The 21,522-nt window shown below is 52.1% G+C and carries 17 protein-coding genes and 1 tRNA gene; 5 read left to right on the top strand and 13 right to left on the bottom strand.

The window, feature by feature from the left end:
- Positions 1–15 precede the first annotated feature (15 nt).
- The 9 genes from TH19_RS02480 to TH19_RS02440 form a co-directional block, all read right to left on the bottom strand.
- On the bottom strand, positions 16–2,433 hold the full coding sequence (locus TH19_RS02480; protein ID WP_147250696.1) for a TonB-dependent receptor: 2,418 nt from the start codon (positions 2,431–2,433) through the stop codon (positions 16–18).
- Between the two features lie 156 nt (positions 2,434–2,589).
- Positions 2,590–3,630: a FecR family protein gene (locus TH19_RS02475; RefSeq protein ID WP_114100707.1), complete on the bottom strand. Its 1,041-nt coding sequence runs from the start codon at positions 3,628–3,630 to the stop codon at positions 2,590–2,592.
- Positions 3,631–3,748: 118 nt separating this feature from the next.
- Positions 3,749–4,309, bottom strand: a complete 561-nt coding sequence (locus TH19_RS02470) for an RNA polymerase sigma factor (RefSeq protein ID WP_181846271.1) — start codon at positions 4,307–4,309, stop codon at positions 3,749–3,751.
- A gap of 161 nt (positions 4,310–4,470) precedes the next feature.
- Positions 4,471–4,544: transfer RNA gene (locus tag TH19_RS02465), tRNA-Gly, on the bottom strand.
- 226 nt (positions 4,545–4,770) lie between these two features.
- Complete coding sequence (gene gpt, locus TH19_RS02460) at positions 4,771–5,250, bottom strand: xanthine phosphoribosyltransferase (protein WP_114100705.1); 480 nt, start codon at positions 5,248–5,250, stop codon at positions 4,771–4,773.
- A gap of 234 nt (positions 5,251–5,484) precedes the next feature.
- Entirely contained in the window at positions 5,485–7,317 is a 1,833-nt protein-coding gene (locus tag TH19_RS02455) for a CHASE2 domain-containing protein (protein WP_114100704.1), read from the bottom strand.
- The gene (locus TH19_RS02450) at positions 7,318–8,787 is read right to left on the bottom strand and encodes a M48 family metalloprotease (RefSeq protein ID WP_114100703.1); all 1,470 of its coding nucleotides are present in this window, start codon (positions 8,785–8,787) and stop codon (positions 7,318–7,320) included.
- Positions 8,788–8,790: 3 nt separating this feature from the next.
- Positions 8,791–9,183: a hypothetical protein gene (locus tag TH19_RS02445; protein WP_114100702.1), complete on the bottom strand. Its 393-nt coding sequence runs from the start codon at positions 9,181–9,183 to the stop codon at positions 8,791–8,793.
- A gap of 203 nt (positions 9,184–9,386) precedes the next feature.
- Complete coding sequence (locus tag TH19_RS02440) at positions 9,387–10,886, bottom strand: tetratricopeptide repeat protein (RefSeq protein WP_258547796.1); 1,500 nt, start codon at positions 10,884–10,886, stop codon at positions 9,387–9,389.
- Between the two features lie 530 nt (positions 10,887–11,416).
- Here TH19_RS02440 and TH19_RS02435 point away from each other — a divergent pair.
- On the top strand, positions 11,417–13,075 hold the full coding sequence (locus TH19_RS02435; RefSeq protein ID WP_114100701.1) for a methyl-accepting chemotaxis protein: 1,659 nt from the start codon (positions 11,417–11,419) through the stop codon (positions 13,073–13,075).
- Positions 13,076–13,153: 78 nt separating this feature from the next.
- On the opposite strand, the gene TH19_RS02430 is transcribed toward TH19_RS02435, so the two are convergent.
- From TH19_RS02430 to ubiE, 3 genes are read right to left on the bottom strand one after another with little or no spacing between them, the layout of a single operon-like run.
- Entirely contained in the window at positions 13,154–13,576 is a 423-nt protein-coding gene (locus TH19_RS02430) for a GNAT family N-acetyltransferase (RefSeq protein ID WP_114100700.1), read from the bottom strand.
- A 53-nt stretch (positions 13,577–13,629) separates the two neighbouring features.
- Complete coding sequence (ubiB, locus tag TH19_RS02425; RefSeq protein WP_114100699.1) at positions 13,630–15,189, bottom strand: 2-polyprenylphenol 6-hydroxylase; 1,560 nt, start codon at positions 15,187–15,189, stop codon at positions 13,630–13,632.
- Between the two features lie 12 nt (positions 15,190–15,201).
- On the bottom strand, positions 15,202–15,975 hold the full coding sequence (gene ubiE / locus TH19_RS02420; protein WP_114100698.1) for a bifunctional demethylmenaquinone methyltransferase/2-methoxy-6-polyprenyl-1,4-benzoquinol methylase UbiE: 774 nt from the start codon (positions 15,973–15,975) through the stop codon (positions 15,202–15,204).
- Between the two features lie 155 nt (positions 15,976–16,130).
- Here ubiE and TH19_RS02415 point away from each other — a divergent pair, with 155 nt between their 5' ends.
- From TH19_RS02415 to TH19_RS02405, 3 genes are all read left to right on the top strand, one after another.
- Positions 16,131–16,775: a phosphoribosylanthranilate isomerase gene (locus TH19_RS02415; protein ID WP_114100697.1), complete on the top strand. Its 645-nt coding sequence runs from the start codon at positions 16,131–16,133 to the stop codon at positions 16,773–16,775.
- 95 nt (positions 16,776–16,870) lie between these two features.
- Positions 16,871–17,866, top strand: a complete 996-nt coding sequence (locus TH19_RS02410) for an ion transporter (RefSeq protein WP_114100696.1) — start codon at positions 16,871–16,873, stop codon at positions 17,864–17,866.
- A 226-nt stretch (positions 17,867–18,092) separates the two neighbouring features.
- Positions 18,093–20,342, top strand: a complete 2,250-nt coding sequence (locus tag TH19_RS02405) for an anthranilate synthase component I (protein ID WP_114100695.1) — start codon at positions 18,093–18,095, stop codon at positions 20,340–20,342.
- 138 nt (positions 20,343–20,480) lie between these two features.
- Here the strand turns inward: TH19_RS02405 and TH19_RS02400 are convergent, their stop codons facing one another.
- On the bottom strand, positions 20,481–21,098 hold the full coding sequence (locus TH19_RS02400; protein WP_114100789.1) for an RNA methyltransferase: 618 nt from the start codon (positions 21,096–21,098) through the stop codon (positions 20,481–20,483).
- A gap of 232 nt (positions 21,099–21,330) precedes the next feature.
- Here TH19_RS02400 and TH19_RS02395 point away from each other — a divergent pair, with 232 nt between their 5' ends.
- Positions 21,331–21,522: a DUF1289 domain-containing protein gene (locus TH19_RS02395; protein WP_114100694.1), complete on the top strand. Its 192-nt coding sequence runs from the start codon at positions 21,331–21,333 to the stop codon at positions 21,520–21,522.

Raw genomic sequence — 21,522 nt, 5'->3', positions numbered from 1 at the left:
TCTGGTCACGCACCATCAGAATTCGACTCTGACACTTCCAAACAGGGTTCTCGGATTGCCAACACTCACGCGATAGGTTCCACCCGATGCCACGTAATAGTCCTCATCCGTTACGTTTTTCACCCCCAGATCAAAGCGGACCCGTGACTCATTTCGAAGCGGCAGATAATACCAGACGCCAAGGTCATAAACGGTGTAACTGCCGAGCTCGAAAGAATGACCATTGTCACCGTAACGATCACCAACATGCGTCAAGCCGCCCCCGAAGCCGAGGCCCTTGAACTCACTTGCGGCATCCTGAAACTCGTAACTGGCCCAAAGGCTTGCGGTCATGTCAGGGGTGTTTGCCGGACGATTACCGTTATTGGCATTGTCACTGACAATTTCCGAACCAAGGAAACCGATACTCCCGCGCAAGTTCATGCCTTTTATCGGGGTCGCGGTGACTGAACTTTCAAACCCGCGCGAACGAATGCCACCGGTCAATTGCGGTGTGCCGTTCACGGTTTCCACCACATTTTCCTGTTCGATATCAAACAACGATGCGGTCAACAGCAAACGGTCTTTCAAACCAGACCACTTCGCCCCGATTTCGTATTGGCGTCCTTCTTCCGGTGAAAACACAGAGGTTGTTCCATTGCCGCTATAGATATTTTGCGACTGGAAAGTCTCGGCAAAGGACGCATAAAGTGACAACTGATCAACCGGCTTCCACAAAAGTCCTGCCGATTTTGTCAGTTTGCCATCGCGCTTCGGATCCACACCTGACAGGGCTCCGGTCAGCTTGTTTTCAGCGCTGTATTCATTATCGAAGATCTCGTAGCGCGCCCCAAGGGTCAGTGTGACATCATCGGTAAGATGCAAGTCACTCTGTGCGTATGGCCCATACGAGATTTGCTCAACTTCGGTGTATTGGCGAGAGCGAGGGTTGGACGCCGTGTTGTCAACCAGCGTAAAGGAAGACGGATTTGAAACCGTACCGCCCACCTGATCCTGTCCGGAGAAGTTGGTCCAGGTTTCGTATTGATGTCGCAGCTCGACCCCTGAAACCAGATCGACCGGTCGCCAAAGATCAGCCTCGCCACGCAGTTGCATACGCCCGAACGCAGTACTGAGCTCACGGTCCTCATTCCCCTGCACACGCCGGGTCAGAACACCAGTGCTTGAAACACTGGTTACCTCGTTCCGAATCTCGTCAACCTGTTCATAAGCATAAAAAAGCTTGCTTTCCAGATACCACTCGTCATCAAAGACCGGGACGGAGTTATCAAGTTCCCAAATATGTGTCGTCACGTCGCGATTGTTCAGATCGTCCTGATCAAACCGTGTATCAAGCGACACATTTGCGATCTCCCGACCGCCACCACTTCCGGCAACCGTGATCACTCCGCGGTCCACTGGCCGTTCGTCATGGGTGTATTCATAACTGAAATCAATCAGTGAACCACCATCGGTCATCCACGACATCGAGCTGTTCAGAAACTGCCGCTCGATCGTGGCATCCCGGAAGTTCTCACTATCCTCGGCAGAGGCCGTAATACGGTATGCGAACGCGTCACTCTCGCCGATCGGCCCGGTCACATCGGCCAATAGCTGTTTCTGGCCATGTTCGTTGAAATTCGTGACGGCATAGGCTTGCTGCTCGTATGACGGCTTTTTGGTAATGACATTAACCAATCCGCCCGGTGTCATCTGACCAATTTCTGCGACCGGCCCTTTGATGATCTGCACATTATCAACGGTTGACGGGTTGATGCGACCGTTGGTTTTAAGGCGTACACCGTTACGATAAATATCATCGCGACGCCGAAAACCGCGAATAAGAAAGTCTTCGCGACTGCCGCCATAGCCATCCATATTCACCACGTTCGGTGACAAACGGTATACGTCTTCAAGCTCTTGTGCATGCTGATCAAGCAGCAGTTGCTCGGGAATAATTTCTACGGTGCGAGGGATTTCGGTTACATCTTTGGGAATCATGGTTCCCGTTTCTGCATAACGACTGTCATACCGGGATTGCCGCGTACCGATGACTTCGACCGTGTCGAGCATCATGACACCGGCATCACTATTTACGTCTTTGCGACGCAACGTGATCGAGGTTGCAGATGTATAACTGAATTCGACATTGCTGCCGTTCAGCAGAATATCAAGTGCCTGATCTACGGTATATTCACCGGTTAATGCCGGTGCATCATGTTCGTAAATCGACTGTTCCGTATAAAGGATCTGCATCCCAGTAACGTCGGAAAATGCACTCAGTGCCTGCGGCAGAGGCTGCGGCGATAGATCAAACAGGAACAGTGTCTGGTTTTGTTCCTGCTGATTGGCATCTTGCGCGAAAGTACTTTGTGCAAACGCACTTTGAAAGACCAGCAACGATACCCCAACCATCATTTGCCGACCAATTTTCATATTCACTAAGCTGACCACGTCAGTTCCCCAAGTCTTCAAATACACAAATGCGAATAGGTCGCATTGACAACGTGAATATAAAGACGCGAGAGAACGGCAAGTCCCCTAAACGTCAGCGAACATTTTTTCAAATCATTGAAAACAACCGAGGGGTACGCGGATAGATTTACAACATTACACAAGTAATATCATATAGTTAGTAAGCCTGACGACACGCACCGACAATGTCCCTTTAATCGCGTCAAGGACCTGCTCAATATCGTCCGTGCGGAAAACGCCACTGACGGACAGGCCGTTAAGTTCGGGGTTTAACGCCACAATATGCCCATCGTGATAGGTATTAAGGACATCAAGCACTTCAGAAAGCGGGGTCTGATAGAAGACCATTTTGCCTTTGCGCCAGGCGGTAGTTGCAACACGATCAAAACGGGTACTTTCTCCGATCCCGCGCGAAGAAAGTGTCGTTGCCTCACCTTCCACCAAAGTCACCGTTGCGTTGTCGCCGTCCGTATCCTCACCTGCTCCGTCGACAGACCAGTTCACAGCAACCTTTCCTTGCTCCAGACTGACTTTGACCTGTTCTGCATCTGAACGCATGTTAAATTCAGTGCCAAGTGCTGTCACATTTCCAAATTTGGTGTGCACGACAAAGGGGCGTTGAGGATCATGTGCAACATCGAACCATGCTTCCCCCTTAACCAGACCAATGCGTCGCGTTTTCTCGTCAAAATCAACCGACACAGTACTTCCTGCGTTCAACTTGATCACACTCCCATCCGAAAGCGATTTGGTCAGGACAGAATGTTGTGCATGAAGAAAATCATCGTCCAGCATCCCCATCACGGTCGGATAAAGGTTTTGTCCAAGCCCGATGAAAAGCAACAAACAAGCCGCCATTGCCACCGCCATTACAGGTCGCATATAGCCACGCCTTTTTTGAACGGTTTGGTGCGCCCGGCTTTCTTGATCATCAGAGGATTGCAGTTGTCGCTTTACCGGAAGCGCCAATCTGCCCCAAAGCTGCTCAACCTCTTCAACGGCGCGTATGTGATCTGCTGAAAGCGACTTCCATTTTTCAAACTGTCGGATCAGGTCTTCCTGATGATCGGAACCTGTGCCGTCATTTGCTTCACGCAGATGCGTGTGCCAGATCACAGCCTCGTCAAACAACTGTTCTGAAACCGGCTCATGGGACATGCCCTGACGATCCGTCATTCAATCGCACCTAAAGATTCGTGATGTCCAGCCAATGCCATATCGCCATGTAATACAACGCAGAAGCGCCTGCTTGCACTGCAAAAACCAACGATTTTCAAAACTCGAAGATCCACTGTCAGTTATCCGCATGTGCTTTTTGTAGGCTGCGCCGACATTCCAGCATCGCCTTGCGAATATGATTTTCAACTGTCTTCACGGATACATCCAGCCTTTCCGATATCTCTCGCATAGACAGTTCTTCACCACGATACATCAGAAAAACCTGGCGACACTTCGCCGGAAGGGCTTCAACCGTTTGCGAAATAATACGCAGCTCCTGTTGGGCCGCAGCGACGTCTTCTTGCGACGGGGCCAGATCGATTTCAACAATTCCGGGCAAACCTTCATGTGTTGACGGCACGGATAGATGTGTCAGTCGTCCGAAAGTTTCAGGCGAATTGTGGTGTCGGCGATAATGATCAGCCAAAAGATTGCGTGCAATTCGGAAAACATAAGCACGCGGATTTTCCGGAATCGTCACAGGTGCGTTCTTGGCCCGCACCCAGGTTTCCTGGACAATTTCTTCCGCTACGACATCAGATCCGCAGCGCCTTCCGATAAAAAGCAACAGGTCGTCATAATATTTTTCGACGACCAACTCTAGGCTTGCTGAAACCTGCCCGGCTATTTCTGACACAATGGCTCCCCATTTGAGGCTGCCGATGGAAGTTTCATTTGTCTAACAGCTTCAACTCCCCCTCATACACGATTTTAATAATCATTCGCAAATATTTTTCACACGTTTGCGACGCCGATATATGCGCTGTTTGCTTTGGATAATGATTTGGAGGAAAAGCTTGGAGCGGGTGAAGGGAATCGAACCCTCGTATGCAGCTTGGGAAGCTGCCGTTCTACCATTGAACTACACCCGCTAAGCGCGCGTTTTATAGCCCGCTTTGCCAACAGGTGCAAGCAGATCGCAAACCGATCTGGCAAATTATTTGCGCTTAACGAGGGCTCTTTACATTGCAAAGCCCAGTAAAGAAATCGCCCGGCCCATCTTCAAAACGCAACGCGTTATGTGATGGATATCCGGGCGTAAATCTTTGTCACTCTAAACCACACAAATAGGGTCCAGAGCATTCAGACGATCACGAATTAACGTGCGCGTTCTGAAATCGGCGCGTTGACCGACAGTTCCATATCCCACGGGAAGTAAATCCACGTATCCTGGGAAACTTCGGTGACGAAGCTGTCAACGATTTCACGACCAAGCGGCTTGGCGTAGACAGTCGCGAAATGCGCATTCGGAAGCTTTTCACGAACGGCCTTGGCGGTTTTGCCGGTGTCGACCAGATCATCAATGATCAGCATATCGGTGCCGTCACCTTCGATGCCTTTAAGCCACTCAAGATCGCCGCGGCTTTTATCGGAATAGCTGCGAACACAGACGGTATCAATCAGACGAATATCAAGTTCGCGTGCAATGATTGCCGCCGGAACAAGACCGCCACGGGTAATTGCGATAATGCCCTTGTACGGACCTTTTTCCAAAAGACGCCATGCCAATGCACGTGCGTCGCGATGCATCTGTTCCCAGGAAACCGGGAAACCTTTGTTATAAGCAGCTTCGCTCACAAGAATTCTCCTGCGCCAGATCAATTCGCCCAAACGGTGGCCTTTCACATTGTGAACGATACCGATCCGTCAAGGACAGTTACTCAAAAATTAAGGCGCTTAACTACGCCTTGTTTGCCTTGATGGCAAGAGAAGCTGTTGCTTGCCGATCGCTGTCTTGCATTGGCAGATTTCGCCATTCCCCGGAAGTAGCTCCTTTTCCACCCCCTGAACTTACGCGCGGATATGCTGAAACTATTCCTCTTCAGAAGCAAACAACGATCTTACAAACGGTATGTAACTCAGCATCCCCAATCCAATCACGGCCAACCAGTTAACCGGTGCAATCGAAAGTACGGACAGCTCAAGAATGATGGCGCCAAAGGTTACGATGGCGACACTTACAACCAAATCAAGCAGACAAATCAGACACATGAACCAATTACGTGCCAATTCACGTGTTTCCGGATCCAGACTTTCACACCAATGCGATTCCGATGCCCTGTTCCGAAACCAAACAACGATTACATATGGTATCAGAGGAATGATTTTGATCATTGCCAAGAACACCACAGTTTTATCCCAGACGCTTAGTATCAAATACGTCACGGGGTCGCGTTTCTGATAGGATACGTTACTGGACATTGGTAGCGGCGGGAACATATAGCGTGCCAGCGAAGCCAACCCGAAACGCAGACTAACAATAATAAACAAGGTAGAAATTTCGATCAGGTCAACCACCAGCCAAGAGCTGTATGTAGATTTGTCTGATAGATATTTAGCACCGCTGCTTAGTAGATTTTCCAACGCCATGGCATGGATAAACACACCGGGAATATCAGTATCCATTGTCGGAGGGTGAATGACGTCTTGAAAACCCTGAAGGTTCTGACCGTACATTACGATGCGATCTTTAAAGTTATTTACCCAGGGCCCAGCGGACGGCGTCTTTTCAATAACCTGCGCTGCAGATATCAAGTGAAAAGGCGGGCATTCAATGTTGATCCGTTCGCCAAAACCGAACAGAACCGCCAAGTTTGTCCATACCCGTGAGAACACATCTGCATCAGAATCGCCATCGAGAGCACCGCAATTATACGGCTTGAATGCTCTGCCCTCTGCATCATATCCATACGGCCAAGTTGAATAGTCTGCCAGTCGATCAGGCCAAGACAACCACATTGGACGGTCTAAGAGCTGGTCGCGCCAAGCCAACCAAGCAGGCTTATCGGCCTGCGATGGCATAATCAGTGACGGATCACATTTCCAACCATGCGTGATTGATTCCGGGCGTTTCTCGCCGCTGCAAAAATCCTGATAGATTGTTATTGCTGCTGCGGCAATACCGGCAATATCACAGCCGCGAACATCCCCGGTACCAGATCGTATGACACCGTCACCGCAAAGAGGTAGATCCTCAGGACTCTGTCCTTCGGGCAAGTATCCCGGACCACGCATTTCCGGCGCAAGATCATACGTCAACGCTCTGATATCTGCCTGCCGACGCGCGTCTCCCCATCCGGCAACCAACGTCACATAAGGGGCAAGCTCTGACAAAACGGTATGATACTGAAAGATATTAACAGCCCCGGCTTGGAGATATACGGGGATGTTTGCATCCTGATACACTTCAAGCATGCTCTTCAGGCTCTCCAGACTGTCGTCTCGAACATAACGTTCAGGCACCCATTCATCTGATGCCGCGTTCTCTGACGGCGGACCACGCCGATCCCGGAACGTAAAGTCCAAAAATACAGCCTTTGGCTGCGCAATCAGCAAATTCAGCAGAACTTCTGCATGTAAGCCATACACAGCTGGCCAACTTGCTTCCAAACCCGCCAAAGATTCGTCATCAAGGATAATAACCCCGATGTCATCCACATGTTTGCCCGGATACAACGGCCCGCCTACTGTGCGATTGAAAACGGCGTAGCTGTATTCATCAACTGCATCCGCAATCGAAGCAGGCTCTGCCCATAAAACCACAGCAGCAAAGACAACGTTTATAATGACCCACCAGATAGGTTTGATACGGCCAACTCTTAGGCTTTTAGTCGGCTGCACGGCATCATTAACATCCTGCACCATTTACATTCCGACCATTTGCCCTGCCGATGATTGTCCCGCACACAGAGCGCGTTGTTGCGGGTACCGGGTAACGCAACCAATCAGAAGCTCATTCTCTCTAGCTTTGTTTCCGCTTGCTTTTACAACAGGATACATGAACCGATAGGCTTCAAGCGGCCAATCATAATAGTTCGCAACTTCTTCAACGCGCTCATAAGCGGGTTGAACCTTGCCAAGTGCCTTGAGGAGTTCCGCGCGCTTCATTTCAACAGGCAGCGCCAGAACTTCACCATTTCCAATCAGGTCTATATTCCGGGCAGCCTTACCAAGGTTCCCTTGACGTTCTCGAACTTTGGCAAATGCCCAACGCGTGTATGGATGATTTGCCGTTGAACCACTCACGGCCTTACGGGCATCATCTTCAAGAGCCCGGAAGTCCAACTCGCTGTCTTCGCGCTGCAACGATTGCAGAATCTCACCCGCAATCCGGTAGTTTTCCAGAGTCTGCTTGTTCCGCTGGACAACAGAATCAAAAGCTTCGTTTTGTATCATCCGGCTTGAACGTTCCGGCAAATATTCACGCATCCCATAAGCAAAGATTTCTTCTGCACGCTCGGCCGCATCATCGTGTTTGGCTGCCAGACTTTTCTGGATTGTATCGACAGCATTACCCAGTTCTGAGAGAAACTGGTTTAACAGGGCATTATCCTGACCCTTCGGCTGAAACTGCGCCTGAAGAAACAACTCAAGCTGGTTACGCGTTACCTGGTAATTTGCCCCAAATTTTTCTTCCGCTTCTTTCGCCACTTCAAAGTAGCCGGACGCACCTTTTGGCTGATACCCAGCCTTAACCATCAAATCCAAACCAAGATGATCTGCAACCTGTTCCTGACTACGGTCCCAATTCGGCAACAATAGATCGCGCAGGATTAGATCACTGCCATACATCTGCCCGGCTTTTCGAAGCAGGTCGCTTTGATTATTTTGAGTTCCAACCGCAATATCCGCAGCCGTCAAAAGATAGGGCCGAAGCATAGAAAACAGATTGTCCGGTGTATGCTGCATCAAGACATGGCTGTATTCATGTGCGACAAGAAAAGCCAATTCATCTTCGCTGCGCAGATACTCAAACGCCGAATGGTAAAGGAATACAACCCCTTCACGCGCAGCATTCGCACCCGGCCCAGAATTACCAATCAGCACGATCTCAGCTGTCGGAGCCCCCGCGGGGGCAACTGCAATAATTTTATCCAAGACCCCTTGGGCATATTGCTGAAGATCATCAATCGGTGCTTCTCCGATTGATTTGGCCATGACGGACGTTTTTGCCGAATGAATTTCCTGAACCGCATACGTTTTTGTTGCAGGGATCGAAATTGTGTCGATCAACTTCCCTTCTGACGGAACGGAATCCGAGAGCAACTGCATATCTTTGACACAGGCACTCAGTGCTATTGCACCAAACAGTGCGACCAAACCTAGTTTCTTCATTTTTTATTTCCCCTTCGGCGAAACGCAATCTGCGCCAGCCCCGCGAGTTCCCTTACCGCCAAGCGTCCCGACAGCCCCCCCGCAAACGACCGGGTTGCGTGCGATCTCTTGACCTTCAATCACAATCATATCGTCCGGAATCCAGTGGATTTTTTCGGCGTCAAGAAATCGGATCTGATACGCGCCGAAATTCTTACTATCGTGAGAATAGAAAATGATCTGATCAGGGAACTTTTCACCTTCCAGAATCTCACACTTGCGAGAAGCTGAATTTGAATCGCAGACCAAGACCGGTGCAGAAGGATAAGCGACTCTTACCCCGCGGATATCGCCATCTTGCGCAAATGAGCTGTTCGCCCCGAGCATTCCAACACACGCCGTCACGAGACCAAACATATATCGCTTCGTCACCCAAATCCCCCCTCACACATCCCATATGCAATTGATGAAAAAGGAATATAAAGCACCTTCGAACAATAAGATAACTGTCCGGATGGGAGGCCTACCTATCCATAGGAAGGATCGTTTGGAGACGAGTATCTAGGACGCAAACACTAGGATTGTGAAAACACTATTGCCGTGTGCTGTTTCAGATTTCCCTATTGCACTGAATCATTACGTTGCCGTGCCTGAAGAAGTGTCGCGAAATCAGCCGACAGTTTTCGCACTGGTACAGACCAGTCATTTGCTTGTTCCTGTCGATAGATGCGCATGGTCGGGTACCAGGGGCTGTCTGCCCGATCAACCATCCAGCGCCAATCGGTTGTAAAAAGCTGCAACATCCAGACCGGTACACCAAGCGCACCGGCAAGATGGGCCGGCGAGCTGTCGATTGAAATCACAAGATCCATCGCCTGCATCAAGGCGGCACTGTCACCAAAATCGTGAATATGATCGCCAAGGTCGGTCACAAATGCATCAAGGCCGATCTTTCCAAGATCAGCACGGCGATCATCAATCTGGAAACTGTAAAACGCAGCCCCCTTGGCCGAGAGTAGCGGCAAAAGCATCTCAAGCGGACAAGACCGATCCCGCGGATTAAGCTTGCCTGCCCAGATCAGACCGACCTTAAGAACTGTTCCAGCGGGTGGGGCAAGGCGAACCTGTTTGCCTGGTGGTGGGGTGATATAAGGATCAGCAGAAATTTTCTGAAGTTCCTTGCCACTGATCCCCATCACATGAGGCAAACTTAAAAGCGGTACATGCACATCAAATTCAGGAAGCGGTGCGCCCTTCTCGACCAGTGTTCCGACCCCGGAGACCGTGCGCATAATCGGCAAAAGTTCCTTGCGGCATTCAAGGATCACATGGGCGGCTTTTTTTGCCACCAACGGCACGAACCGGGCAAACTGGATCATATCGCCAAAGCCCTGCTCGGCGCGCAGAAGGATACGCTTGCCGCGCAAATCGGCCTTACCGTCCCATTCTACGGCGCCTTCAAGGGGGCGAATGGGATTATCGGCCAGTTTACGCCGTGTTTCATATCCGGCCCAGCCATCGGCAAAATTACCAAGTGCAAGATGTGCCAGCGCCTTGTCCCAATTCGCATCGACGTAATCCGGGTCAATCGCAAGCGCCCGTTCGAAATATTCAAGCGCCTCTTCAAACCGGTTCAGATCGCGATAAACAAGTCCGGTGTTAAAGGTATGGGATTTGATGCTGTCATCCAGTTCAAGTGCCTTTTTATGGGCAACGATGGCCTCTTCAAAGCGCATCATTTCGCGCAGGCAATTGCCCATATTTGACCAAAGACCTGCATTCTCCGGGCGTAGTTCGGCGGCACGGCGATAGGCCATCAGGGCCGCCTCGAACTTCTTGCTGCGTCGTAATGCAACGCCAAGATTATTCCAGACATCGGGCTGTTTGGGATTCTGACGAAGGGACGCACTGTAAAGACGGATCGCATCGTCGATCTGGCCTGCCTGATGGGCGGCCAATCCCCGCTGGAACAGGTCATTCACAATCCGGCGCTTCTCGACAAGATGGGGGTTTTCAACGGGTTCTGAATGTGGCATTTCGGCAGCGGCATCTTTGACTGGAATGTCGGCTTCGCCTGACGCGGCAACAGAAGTTTCATCTGGCTCGACCGGTTTGGACACCTTTTTTCCATCTACCGATTTGGGCCCCTTTTTTCGGGGGCGCTTTTTTGTCGTTGTTGCCGGTTTAGCCATTTCATTCCCCTTGTGCCCCGCCTGATCCGTAATCGGAGCCATCCCCTGTCTCGTGACTCAGATATTTGGGACTGCACCCAATTTTATACGAGTCGCCTTGGTACCCTTACATAAGCAGACTAGTATATTTTGCCAAAAATTACCTTACCAATAGCTGTATTTGTCGTTTGTACTGTCCGAAACCGAATATTCAGCAAAACCGTCGTTTCTTGTTTCGGTAATATGACCGTTAGAGTAGCCTCTTTGGCAGGAAGAGAAGCTTTCCACTTCAACTTTCACGTCCCCACGCGGTAAAGTGGATAAAATATAAAAATGCAGATTGGCCCTGAATCCTTAATTTTCAGGAAAACGATCTGTCAAAAAAATTGCCATGCCGTCGCACAATAACAATCGCGATCAACATGGCAGATTGTCTAGGGAAGCGTTTAAAAAGCCTTTGAAGGAGTGGGAGACCATAAATGGCTGAACCAAAACGATCCGGTGCATCCGTCGGACGAAAAGTTATCTTTGTTATCGTCGCTCTATTGGTTGTCGGCTTTGGCGCCATGATGACCATTCAGACCGTTTCGCAACGCGAAGCCATGATCGAAATCATGTATAATGAATCGGTCGAAAAAACCGAAATGCTGTCGACTGCTGTCCAGCCCGGTTTCATCGCGATGGACGGTGCATCCGTTGAAAAAGAATTCCGCAAGATTACCGACAAGGAAGGTTCCCAGCTTGCCACGCTGATCGCAGCCAACCCGGGCGGTGACGCCATTGGCACCTATCAGTCTGAAACTTTGCGCCAGCACGATCTTCCGGCTTTGATCGAACCGTATCTTGAGCGGCTGGAAAATAAGGAAGTCATCAGCTTCATCTCGGAAAATGCCGTAATTGTAGCAGCACCGATCACCAAATATTCCAAGCGCCGGGACGAAGATCAGTATCGTGGCATGCTGATTACCGCATGGTCCCTTGACCGCGTGAACGCGGAAGTTCAGCAAGCCATCATCGTTCAGGTTGCCCTTGCCGCGGCAATCCTTGTTGTTTTGCTTGGCGCCACCTGGATTGTCCTGCGCAAGCAAATCCTGACACCGATGGTCAAGATCAATGGCGCGATGCAATCACTTGTTGATGGCAATCTCGAAGTCGAAGTTCCCGGTGTCGGCCGCAAGGACGAAATCGGGGAAATGGCATCGTCGGTCGAGATTTTCAAGGAAAACGCCAAACGCGTTGCCCAGCTTGACCGCGAACGCGAACAGGAACGCGAACGTTCGGAAAGAAAACGTCGCGAAGCCATGGTCGGCCTTGCCGGTCGGTTTGAGCAAACCGTCATGGGCGTTGTTGATGGCGTTTCGGGTGCTTCGGGCGAAATGCAACAAGTTGCCCAAACAATGGTCGCGGCTGTTCAACAGAACGAAGCCGGCTCGCAGGCCGTTGTTGCCGCGGTTGAGCAGGCCAATCACAGCGTTGAAACCGTTGCCAGCGCAGCCGAACAACTGGCCGTTTCGATCCGTGACATCAGTGCACGCGTGAACGAAACATCCAACATCACCGCCAATGCCAGCACCGAAGCCGTGCGGGTCAACGAAATGGTCCAGGGCCTTGATGTTTCGGCCCAGAAAGTTGGCGAGGTCGTCCAGATCATTCAGGCAATTGCCGAACAGACCAACCTTCTCGCCCTCAACGCCACCATCGAAGCAGCCCGGGCCGGGGATGCAGGCAAAGGCTTTGCCGTGGTCGCCAACGAGGTCAAAAACCTCGCCAACCAGACGGCCCGCGCAACCGAAGACATTTCAGCCCAGATTTCCGGTATTCAGGGGTCCACCCAGGAAGCTGTTGGTGCCATTGATGGCATCACCAGTATCATTGCCAATCTGAATGAAATTGCCTCTGAAGTTGCTGCCGCTGTCGAAGAACAGGGGCAGGCAACTACCGAGATTTCCAACTCGGTCCAGCAGGCTGTTCAAAGCACGCAGGAAGTGACCAACCATATCCACGAAATGCGTGAAGCAGCCCGCCAAACCGGCGAAGCAGCCCATCAGGTTCTTGGCGCCTCTGACAAGCTTAACAGTCAGTCAGGCACACTTCGCGGTGAGGTCGGCAACTTCCTTGATGAAGTACGCGCCAGCTAACCCGGAACAACATATCCAATCAAAAACGCCGCCCGGCTTGACCGTGGCGGCGTTTTGTTTGTGTAATTGGTGCCTGCCTTAACGCAACGGACCGCGTTTTTGTGCATCTTCGTCAACGCGCATCATCATAAGATCACTCAGGTCTTCGTATCCATGCTGACGATAAAGTGGCTGCATATCATGTGTCGCCAGCATCCAGCGTTTCACACGTTGCAACTCGGGATGGGTATGAAGCGCATCAAGCATCTTTGCCGCGATGCCCCGCCTGCGATAGCCGGGATCGACAAACACATCAGCTACATAGGCAATGGCAATCTGGTCACTGACCACACGGGCAAAACCGACCTGTTTGCCATCACAATAGGCCCCAACCGGAAAAGACATTTCGACGGATCGGTCAAATTCGCCGCGCGTCCGTCCACCGGACCAATAGGAAGCAGCGATAAAGGCATAACAATAGGGAAGGTCGATCCGCGTTCGATCTGTGCTGATCTCGATCATGCTGTTTTCGTCCCCTGTCACAGATACCCCCGACAATACAGACGCAGGCAGCCCTATTTCAGATAGACAGCAATACCCAACGCAATGATCGCCACCCACAGAACCAGTGTCTGGCGCGACACGCCTGATTTACGCTGGTTGTTGCCGGATTTCCCACGCATTGCGGCAACCGTTTCCGGATGCAGACGCAATCCCTGATCGGTCAGAACTGACGATGCTTTTTCCGCGGCCTCAAGAACACGCGGCAAACGACGTAACATCGAACCAGCCTGAAGGGTGGCTTCCTTGATCTTGGCTTCCGGGCCCAGATTTTCGCGCATCCATTCTTCAATGAGTGGACGTGACAATTCCCACATATTCTCGTTCGGGCTGAGGATACGCGAAAGTCCCTCGGCAACGATCATGGTTTTCTGAAGCATCAAAAGCTGTGGCTGGGTTTCCATCCCGAACTGTTCAGTAATCTGGAACAACTGCCCCAACAAACGTCCTACGGAAATGTCGGAAAGTTCCTTGCCCAAGATCGGTTCGCCAATTGATCGGCAGGCCTGCTGGAAGGTTTGAAGCGACTGGTTGCGCGGAACATAACCCGCTTCGAAATGCACCTCGGCCACACGATGATAATCGCGGGTCAAAAAGCCCAGAAGCATCTCGGCCAGATAAAGGCGCGTCTGACGATCCACGCGCCCCATTATCCCGAAATCGACAATGCTGACCCGGCCGGTTTCATCGACAAACAGGTTGCCCGGATGCATATCGGCATGGAAAAACCCGTCGCGGAAAACCTGCTGGAAAAATGCACCTGCGGCCTTGGCAAGAAGGGCCGACCGGTCAATCCCCATACGATCAAGGGCCTCGACATTGTCGATACGAACACCCTTGACCCGTTCCATGGTCATCACATGTTCGGCGGTCCGTTCCCAATCGATCTGCGGGATGTAATAGGTCGGATCACTTTCGAAATTATCTCGGAATTCCGATGCTGCTGCGGCCTCAAACCGAAGATCCATTTCAAGATGCACGCTGTCTTCAAGCGCCTTGACAGTTTCAACAGGCTTCAGGCGGCGCAAACGCGGCTGGGTCAGTTCGACAATTTCAGCGACCCAGTAAAACAGATCAAGATCGCGGGCAAACCGTACCTTAATATCCGGGCGCAGAACCTTGACCGCAACTTCGCGCCCATCAGGTGTGGTTGCAAAATGAACCTGTGCAATTGACGCTGCCGCGACCGGCTCTTCACCAAACTCGGCAAACAGAACATCAAATGGTTCGGCCAATTGTTCGGTGATGATCCGTTTGGCAATCTTGGCCGAAAACGGTGGCAGACGATCCTGTAAGGTCGACAGATCGGCGGCAACATCGTCGCCAATCAGATCTGACCGGGTCGCAAGGGTTTGTCCAAGCTTGATAAATGCCGGACCAAGTTCCTCAAGCGCACGCGCCAGTCGACGGCCCGGCGGCAAATCGGAACGCCCGGAAAACGGTGCGGTCAGACGGGCAAAAAATGCCAAGGCCTTGCCACCCGGCACAAGCGCAAGCGGGAACAAAGCATCATGTCGCGCCAAAGTACGCGCCATGGCAAGCAGGCGAAAACTGTTTCGGACAAACCGGATCATCTGTTCAGGACCTCAAACCCGCCAACCTGAATGAATGGCGGCAATACCACCAGACAGGTTGCGGTATTTTACCCGTTCAAATCCGGCTGTGCGGATCATCGACGCAAAGGTTTCCTGATCAGGGAACTTACGAATGCTTTCTGCAAGATACTGATAAGCTTCGCGGTTGCCCGCGATGAAACGACCGATTTCAGGCAGAAGCTTGAAGGAATAGGTATCGTAAATCTTGTCAAAGCCCGGCACAACGACCTTGGAAAATTCAAGGCACTGGAATTTTCCACCCGGACGCAACACACGGAATGCTTCGGACAGGGCTTCTTCGATCCGGGTCACGTTACGAATGCCAAAGGCAATCGTATAGGCATCCACCGAATGATCGGGCAGCGGCAATTTCTGCGCATCTCCGACCGTCCAGTTGATGTTTTTCAAAAGACCGTGATCCGCCGCACGGTCGCGACCGACATGCAGCATCTCGTAATTGATGTCGCACACGGTGACCGAACCACCGCCATTCTTCAAAAAGCGGAACGCGATATCGCCAGTACCACCAGCAACATCAAGAAGCTTCATGTTCGGGCGCGGTTTCAATTCGTTGATGAACGTATCTTTCCACAGGCGATGGATACCGCCGCTCATCAGATCGTTCATCAAATCATATTTGGACGCGACAGTGTCGAAAACCTCGCGCACCATGGATGCCTTCTGGCTTTCAGGAACATCCCGAAACCCGAAGTGGGTTGTGTTTTCGCCGTTTTCGCCCGCGGCAGGGTCTGTGTGCTTGCTCATGGTCGGGAAAATAGCGCAGCAATGATTATCCTGCCAGTGGAAAGCCACGCCAAATCGCAAATATCCTGTCGATATGATGGCGTTTCTGTTAAGGGATTCAGACCCGGCAATTATTTGCCGTGCAAATTAGAGTGACGACAAGACAGGATACCCCGATGAGCTGCATGGTCAAAATCTGTGGAATCAACAGCGAAGACGCCCTTATCGCGGCCATGAGTGCCGGGGCAGATGCATTGGGATATGTGTTCTTTCCACCAAGCCCGCGCCACATATCACTTAAGGGTGCCAAGACCCTGACTGAACGGGTCCCCAACAGCATCCTTAAGGTCGGCCTGTTTGTTGAAGCCGGTGACGAGGCGCTTGAAAATGCGATTGAAGCTGGCAACCTTGATGTCATCCAGCTTCATGGCAAGGAAAGCCCGGAACGTGTCGCCGAGGTCAAGGAACGCTTCGGCCTGAAAGTCATGAAAGCCATCTCGGTCAGCACAGCTGAAGATATCGAACACGCCAAGGAAAATTATGACGGCGTTGCCGATTTCCTGTTGTTCGATGCCAAACCGCCCAAAGACAGCATCCTTCCGGGCGGTAACGCCGTATCGTTCGACTGGACGCTTCTGACCGGCCAGAATTTCAAAAGCAACTGGATGCTTGCCGGTGGCCTTGATCCGGCCAATGTCGCAGAAGCCGTACGTATTTCCGGTGCACCATGGGTTGATGTCTCGTCGGGTGTGGAAAAGGCCAAAGGCGTCAAGGATGCCCGCAAAATTGCCGATTTTGTCCACGCGGCAAAGGGTTACTGAACCTTCACGTTTGGTAATTTAACCATTTCTGAAGCGATTGGCGCAAAACTCACCGGGCAGCACCGCAATCACTGCCCGGATCGAGTAATCGCAACATGAAACCGACGCTTCGTTCAAAGACGCATAAACTTCTGCACGGCGTAGAACGCAGTTCTCGTTTGTCGCTCTTCGTTCATCTGATCCTCGCCAGTGCAATTATCATCAATGTGACCGCAGTGATCTTTGACTCGGTCGATGAATTCGCGGATCGGTACTATCTGCTTTTTGCTGTGATCGAGATCGTCTGTACGCTGATCTTCACGGTCGAATACGGGCTGCGTGTATGGTCATCGCCCGACGATGAACGCTTTATCGGCCGTCCCTGGGCACGATTGCGCTATATCCTGACCCCGATGGCCCTGATCGATCTTTTGGCAATTCTGCCAATTTTCCTGTGGTTCTTTACATCTGTCGACTTGCGCTTTGTTCGAATTGTTCGCCTGCTGCGCCTGTTGAAATTCACCCGCTATTCAACCGGACTGGAATTGATGTTGCTGGTATTCCGCCAGCAAATGGGGATTTTCGGTGCCGCCAGTGCCGCCCTTGCCTGTATGCTGGTCTTCAGTGCCGGGGCGATTTATGTTGCTGAACACGAAGCCCAGCCCGAACATTTCGGCAATCTGCTTGATGCCCTGTATTGGAGCGTCATCACATTGGCCACAGTCGGTTATGGTGACACTGTTCCGATCACGCCTTTTGGCAAATTCCTTGCCAGTATCATCTCCCTGACCGGGATCGGGATTGTTGCGGTTCCCGCCGGTATTCTTGCATCTGCCTTTAACTCCGAACTGCGTCGGCGTGAAAACGAATACCGTCATCAGGCCACCCGTCAGTTGATGGGCAGACGCCTGACCGAACGGGTGCGCAACAAATTGAAATCCCATCAGGAAGAATTGGGCATCAGTGACGAACAGGCACAATCGGTTATTGATGACATCCGCGATGTTCATCGCAGTGAAAGTGACGAGATTCTGACCTGTCCGCATTGTCACTTGCCGCTCCACATGGAGCTGAAAGAAGCAGACGGCAACACGCCAACGCAAAAGTCTTGACGCCATCCTTTTTTGCCCCCATGGTTTGATCCATGAAAACACAAGGCATGAACCCGATCCGTATTTCCAATCGTTGGTGGTGGCTCGCTTAAGCGGGCGGCCAATACACATGCCCTGAACATACCGGCCGCCTCATTCTTGCAGGCGGCTTTGTGTTTTCAGACTTCCTTTCTTCCTGATCATCACATGGCTCCTGCGGCATAAGGCCCACACAGGAGTAACGAACGTGACGACCCCACATCAGGAAACAGGCATTTCCGAAGAAAGCAGCGAATACCGCTATACCACCGATGGCGGTGTTGCGGTTATCCGTCGCATGACCACCATTGCCTATGAAGACGCAACCGAAGGCCTGATTGATGCACTTGATCAGACCAAGGGTGTTCTGCTGTCTTCAAGCTATGAGTTTCCGGGTCGTTATTCGCGTTGGGATATGGGCTTTGATGCGCCGCCGCTTGAAATCATTGGCCGTGAACGCGGCTTTGCCGTGCGGGCGCTGAATGACCGTGGCCGTGTTCTGCTTGATGTGATTTCAGATACGCTAAGTTCCCATTCCCATGTCGAAAGCATCACCGACGGCGAGGATGGAATTTATGGCGTCGTCAAAAAACCGGCATCCTGGTTCCCCGAAGAAGAACGCAGCCAGCAGCCAAGCCTGTTTTCCGTGGTTCGGGCATTGCGTGATCTGTTCGGGCACAAAGGCGATGAACGCCTTGGTCTTTATGGTGCCTTTGGCTATGACATCGCGCTTCATTTCGAACAGATCAACCTGTCCCAGGATCGCCCGTCTGATCACAAGGACGTGCATTTGTTCCTGCCTGATCAGCTGATCACGGTTGACCATGCATCGCGGATCGCCACCCGCATCGATTACGAATTCATCACCCCGGATGGTCACAGCACGGCTGGCCTTGATCGTTCGTCTCAGCCCCACCCGCCGTCGCGCGGCAATAATGCCATCGTCGAAAACGACATGAAAACCGGCGAGTACGCCGCAATTGTCGATGAAACCAAGCCCCGCTTTGCCCGTGGCGAACTGTTTGAAGTTGTGCCCAGCCGCGTTTTCAGAACCCCTTGCGCCACCGCACCATCGGAAATTTTCCGCCGTCTTAAACGCCGCAATCCGGCCCCATACGGCTTCCTGATCAATCTTGGCGATGGTGAACATCTTATTGGTGCGTCACCGGAAATGTATGTCCGGGTAAAGGGGCAGCGCATTGAAACCTGTCCGATTTCGGGCACGATTGCCCGTGGTCGCGATGCGATTGAAGATGCCGAAAACATCCGCACATTGCTGAATTCGACCAAGGATGAGTCGGAACTGACCATGTGTACCGACGTCGACCGCAATGACAAGGCCCGCGTCTGCAAACCGGGCAGCATCCACATTCTGGGCCGCCGCCAGATCGAAATGTATTCACGTCTGATCCACACGGTTGACCATGTCGAAGGCCGCCTGCGCGAAGGATTTGATGCACTTGATGCCTTCCTGACCCATTGCTGGGCCGTTACCGTGACCGGCGCGCCCAAACGTGCGGCCATGCAACATATCGAAGCCGTCGAACGCAGTGCCCGCGCATGGTATGGCGGGGCGATTGGTGCGGTTCTGTGCAATGGTGATCTTAATACCGGCCTGACGCTTCGGACCGTGCGCCTGAAACAGGGTGTCGCCGAGGTCCGTGCTGGTGCCACCTTGCTGTATGATAGTGAATCTGACGCCGAAGAAGCCGAAACCGTTCTTAAGGCATCGGCGATGATTGATGCCGTCACCCGCGATGCCAAGGATGAAATCACCATTGATCCGGCAAGCTCGGGCATCGGCAAACGCGTTCTTCTGATCGATCATGAAGACAGCTTTGTTCAGAACCTTGCCAGCTATATCCGTGCAACCGGTGCCGAAACCCTGACACTGCGTCCCGGCTTCCCGGACGAGGCGTTTGATGATTTCAAACCCGATCTGGTGTTCCTGTCACCGGGTCCGGGCCGTCCCGATGATTACCATCTGCGCGACAGCATCGAACGCGCCCTTGCAGCCGGCTTGCCTGTCTTTGGTGTTTGCCTTGGATTGCAGGGAATTGTCGAATTTTTCGGCGGATCACTGGGTCAGCTTGTCACACCGATGCATGGCAAACCGTCAAAGGTGAAACTTGATACGACCGATCCGCTGTTTGATGGATTGCCCGAAGACATCGTGGTTGGCCGCTATCATTCCCTGTTTGCCAAGGCGGCGGAATTACCCGCGGATCTGAAAGTAACAGCACGAAGCGATGATGGCGTCATCATGGGCATTCGTCACAGCAGCCTTCCGATCAGTGCGGTACAATTCCATCCGGAAAGTCTTCTGACCCTTCAGGGCGATGTCGGCATGCGGATGATTGCCAACCTTTTGCGCAACCCGCACGGAACCTTGCCCGAAACCGAAGACGACACTGAAAACGCACCGTCAGATATCAAGTCCGATATCAGGGCGGCATAACACCTGCACCGATCTGCGCCGTGCCAAAGCCCCCCCCCCTTTAACGGCACATCAAAGCGCAGATCACAAAGCGCAACGGCCGCGCTCCTCCCTCGCGGCCGTTGCTTTCTTTTTTGATCTTGATCGATTGCCCGTTACTCAGGCGTCATCGTCATCAAGCGTGCCATCAATCACCGAATAATCGGGCGGCGGGGCCTGACGGAATTTTTCCGGGTCACCTTTGCGCTTTTCGCGGGTACGCGAAATCCAGCCACCATAATGGGCTTCCGGTTTGGGTTCGGTTGGCGCCCCCGCACGCACCGGACGCGGGGCAAAACGGCCCAGACTGATCAGGCGATCATACATCACGATGTTGGCTGCAATCGCGACATTCACACAGAAACTCATCGGGATCTTGATGATGAAATCGCATTTTTCCTGCGCTTCATCGGACAGATTTCCGCGTTCCGGACCAAGGATATAGGCCGCCTGCGACGGATGTTTGAAGCTTGGCAGCTCGATCGCATCCGGCGTCAGCTCGATCCCGACCATCCGGCAACCTTGCGGCAACAGCAAATTGTCATGATCCGGGAAATGATAGTAGGGCATCTGTTCGCCCGACTTCGATGTGTCGGTAATGTTGGAACGTTCCTCGCGGAAATCCGCATCCACCGTAAACGCAAAGCTTGCGCCAAAGGCATGGGCGGAACGAAACAGGGTGCCCACATTCAAAGGCTTGCTTGCCCCTTCAATTCCAATCCCGAAATAGCCGCGCATATCTTCCTCCGTGCCGCACGCCATGCCACATTCGGGCGCGTGCGAAATCAACTCCATAAACAGAACGTGGAAGGGGCTATACCCTTATGAACCCGATATGGCAAGCAAACCGGCCCATTTCCGGCATCCCGGGAATGGGCGCCTTCGTTAAAGATGATATCTCTGACTTGATCATGAACACTGAACCTGCTTTCTATGATCGACCACATCATCAACCTGACCGGACCCGTAAATGACTGTCAAATCACCCTGTATCGGCACCTGCGTGCTTGACCCGAAATCGGGCTATTGCATGGGATGTTTTCGCACGGGTGACGAAATCGGTGCGTGGATGGGGCTCAGTGACGGGAATAAAAAGCGCGTTATCAGCAAGGCCGCCAAACGCCGCAACCAGATTGCCCAACCGAACGATACGGCATCTTGA

This window comes from Thalassospira profundimaris (assembly GCF_003326675.1).
Taxonomy (GTDB): Bacteria; Pseudomonadota; Alphaproteobacteria; order Rhodospirillales; family Thalassospiraceae; genus Thalassospira; species Thalassospira aquimaris.
The sequence above is the reverse complement of the archived record's forward strand: the minus strand, read 5'-3'. Positions and strand labels throughout refer to the sequence as shown.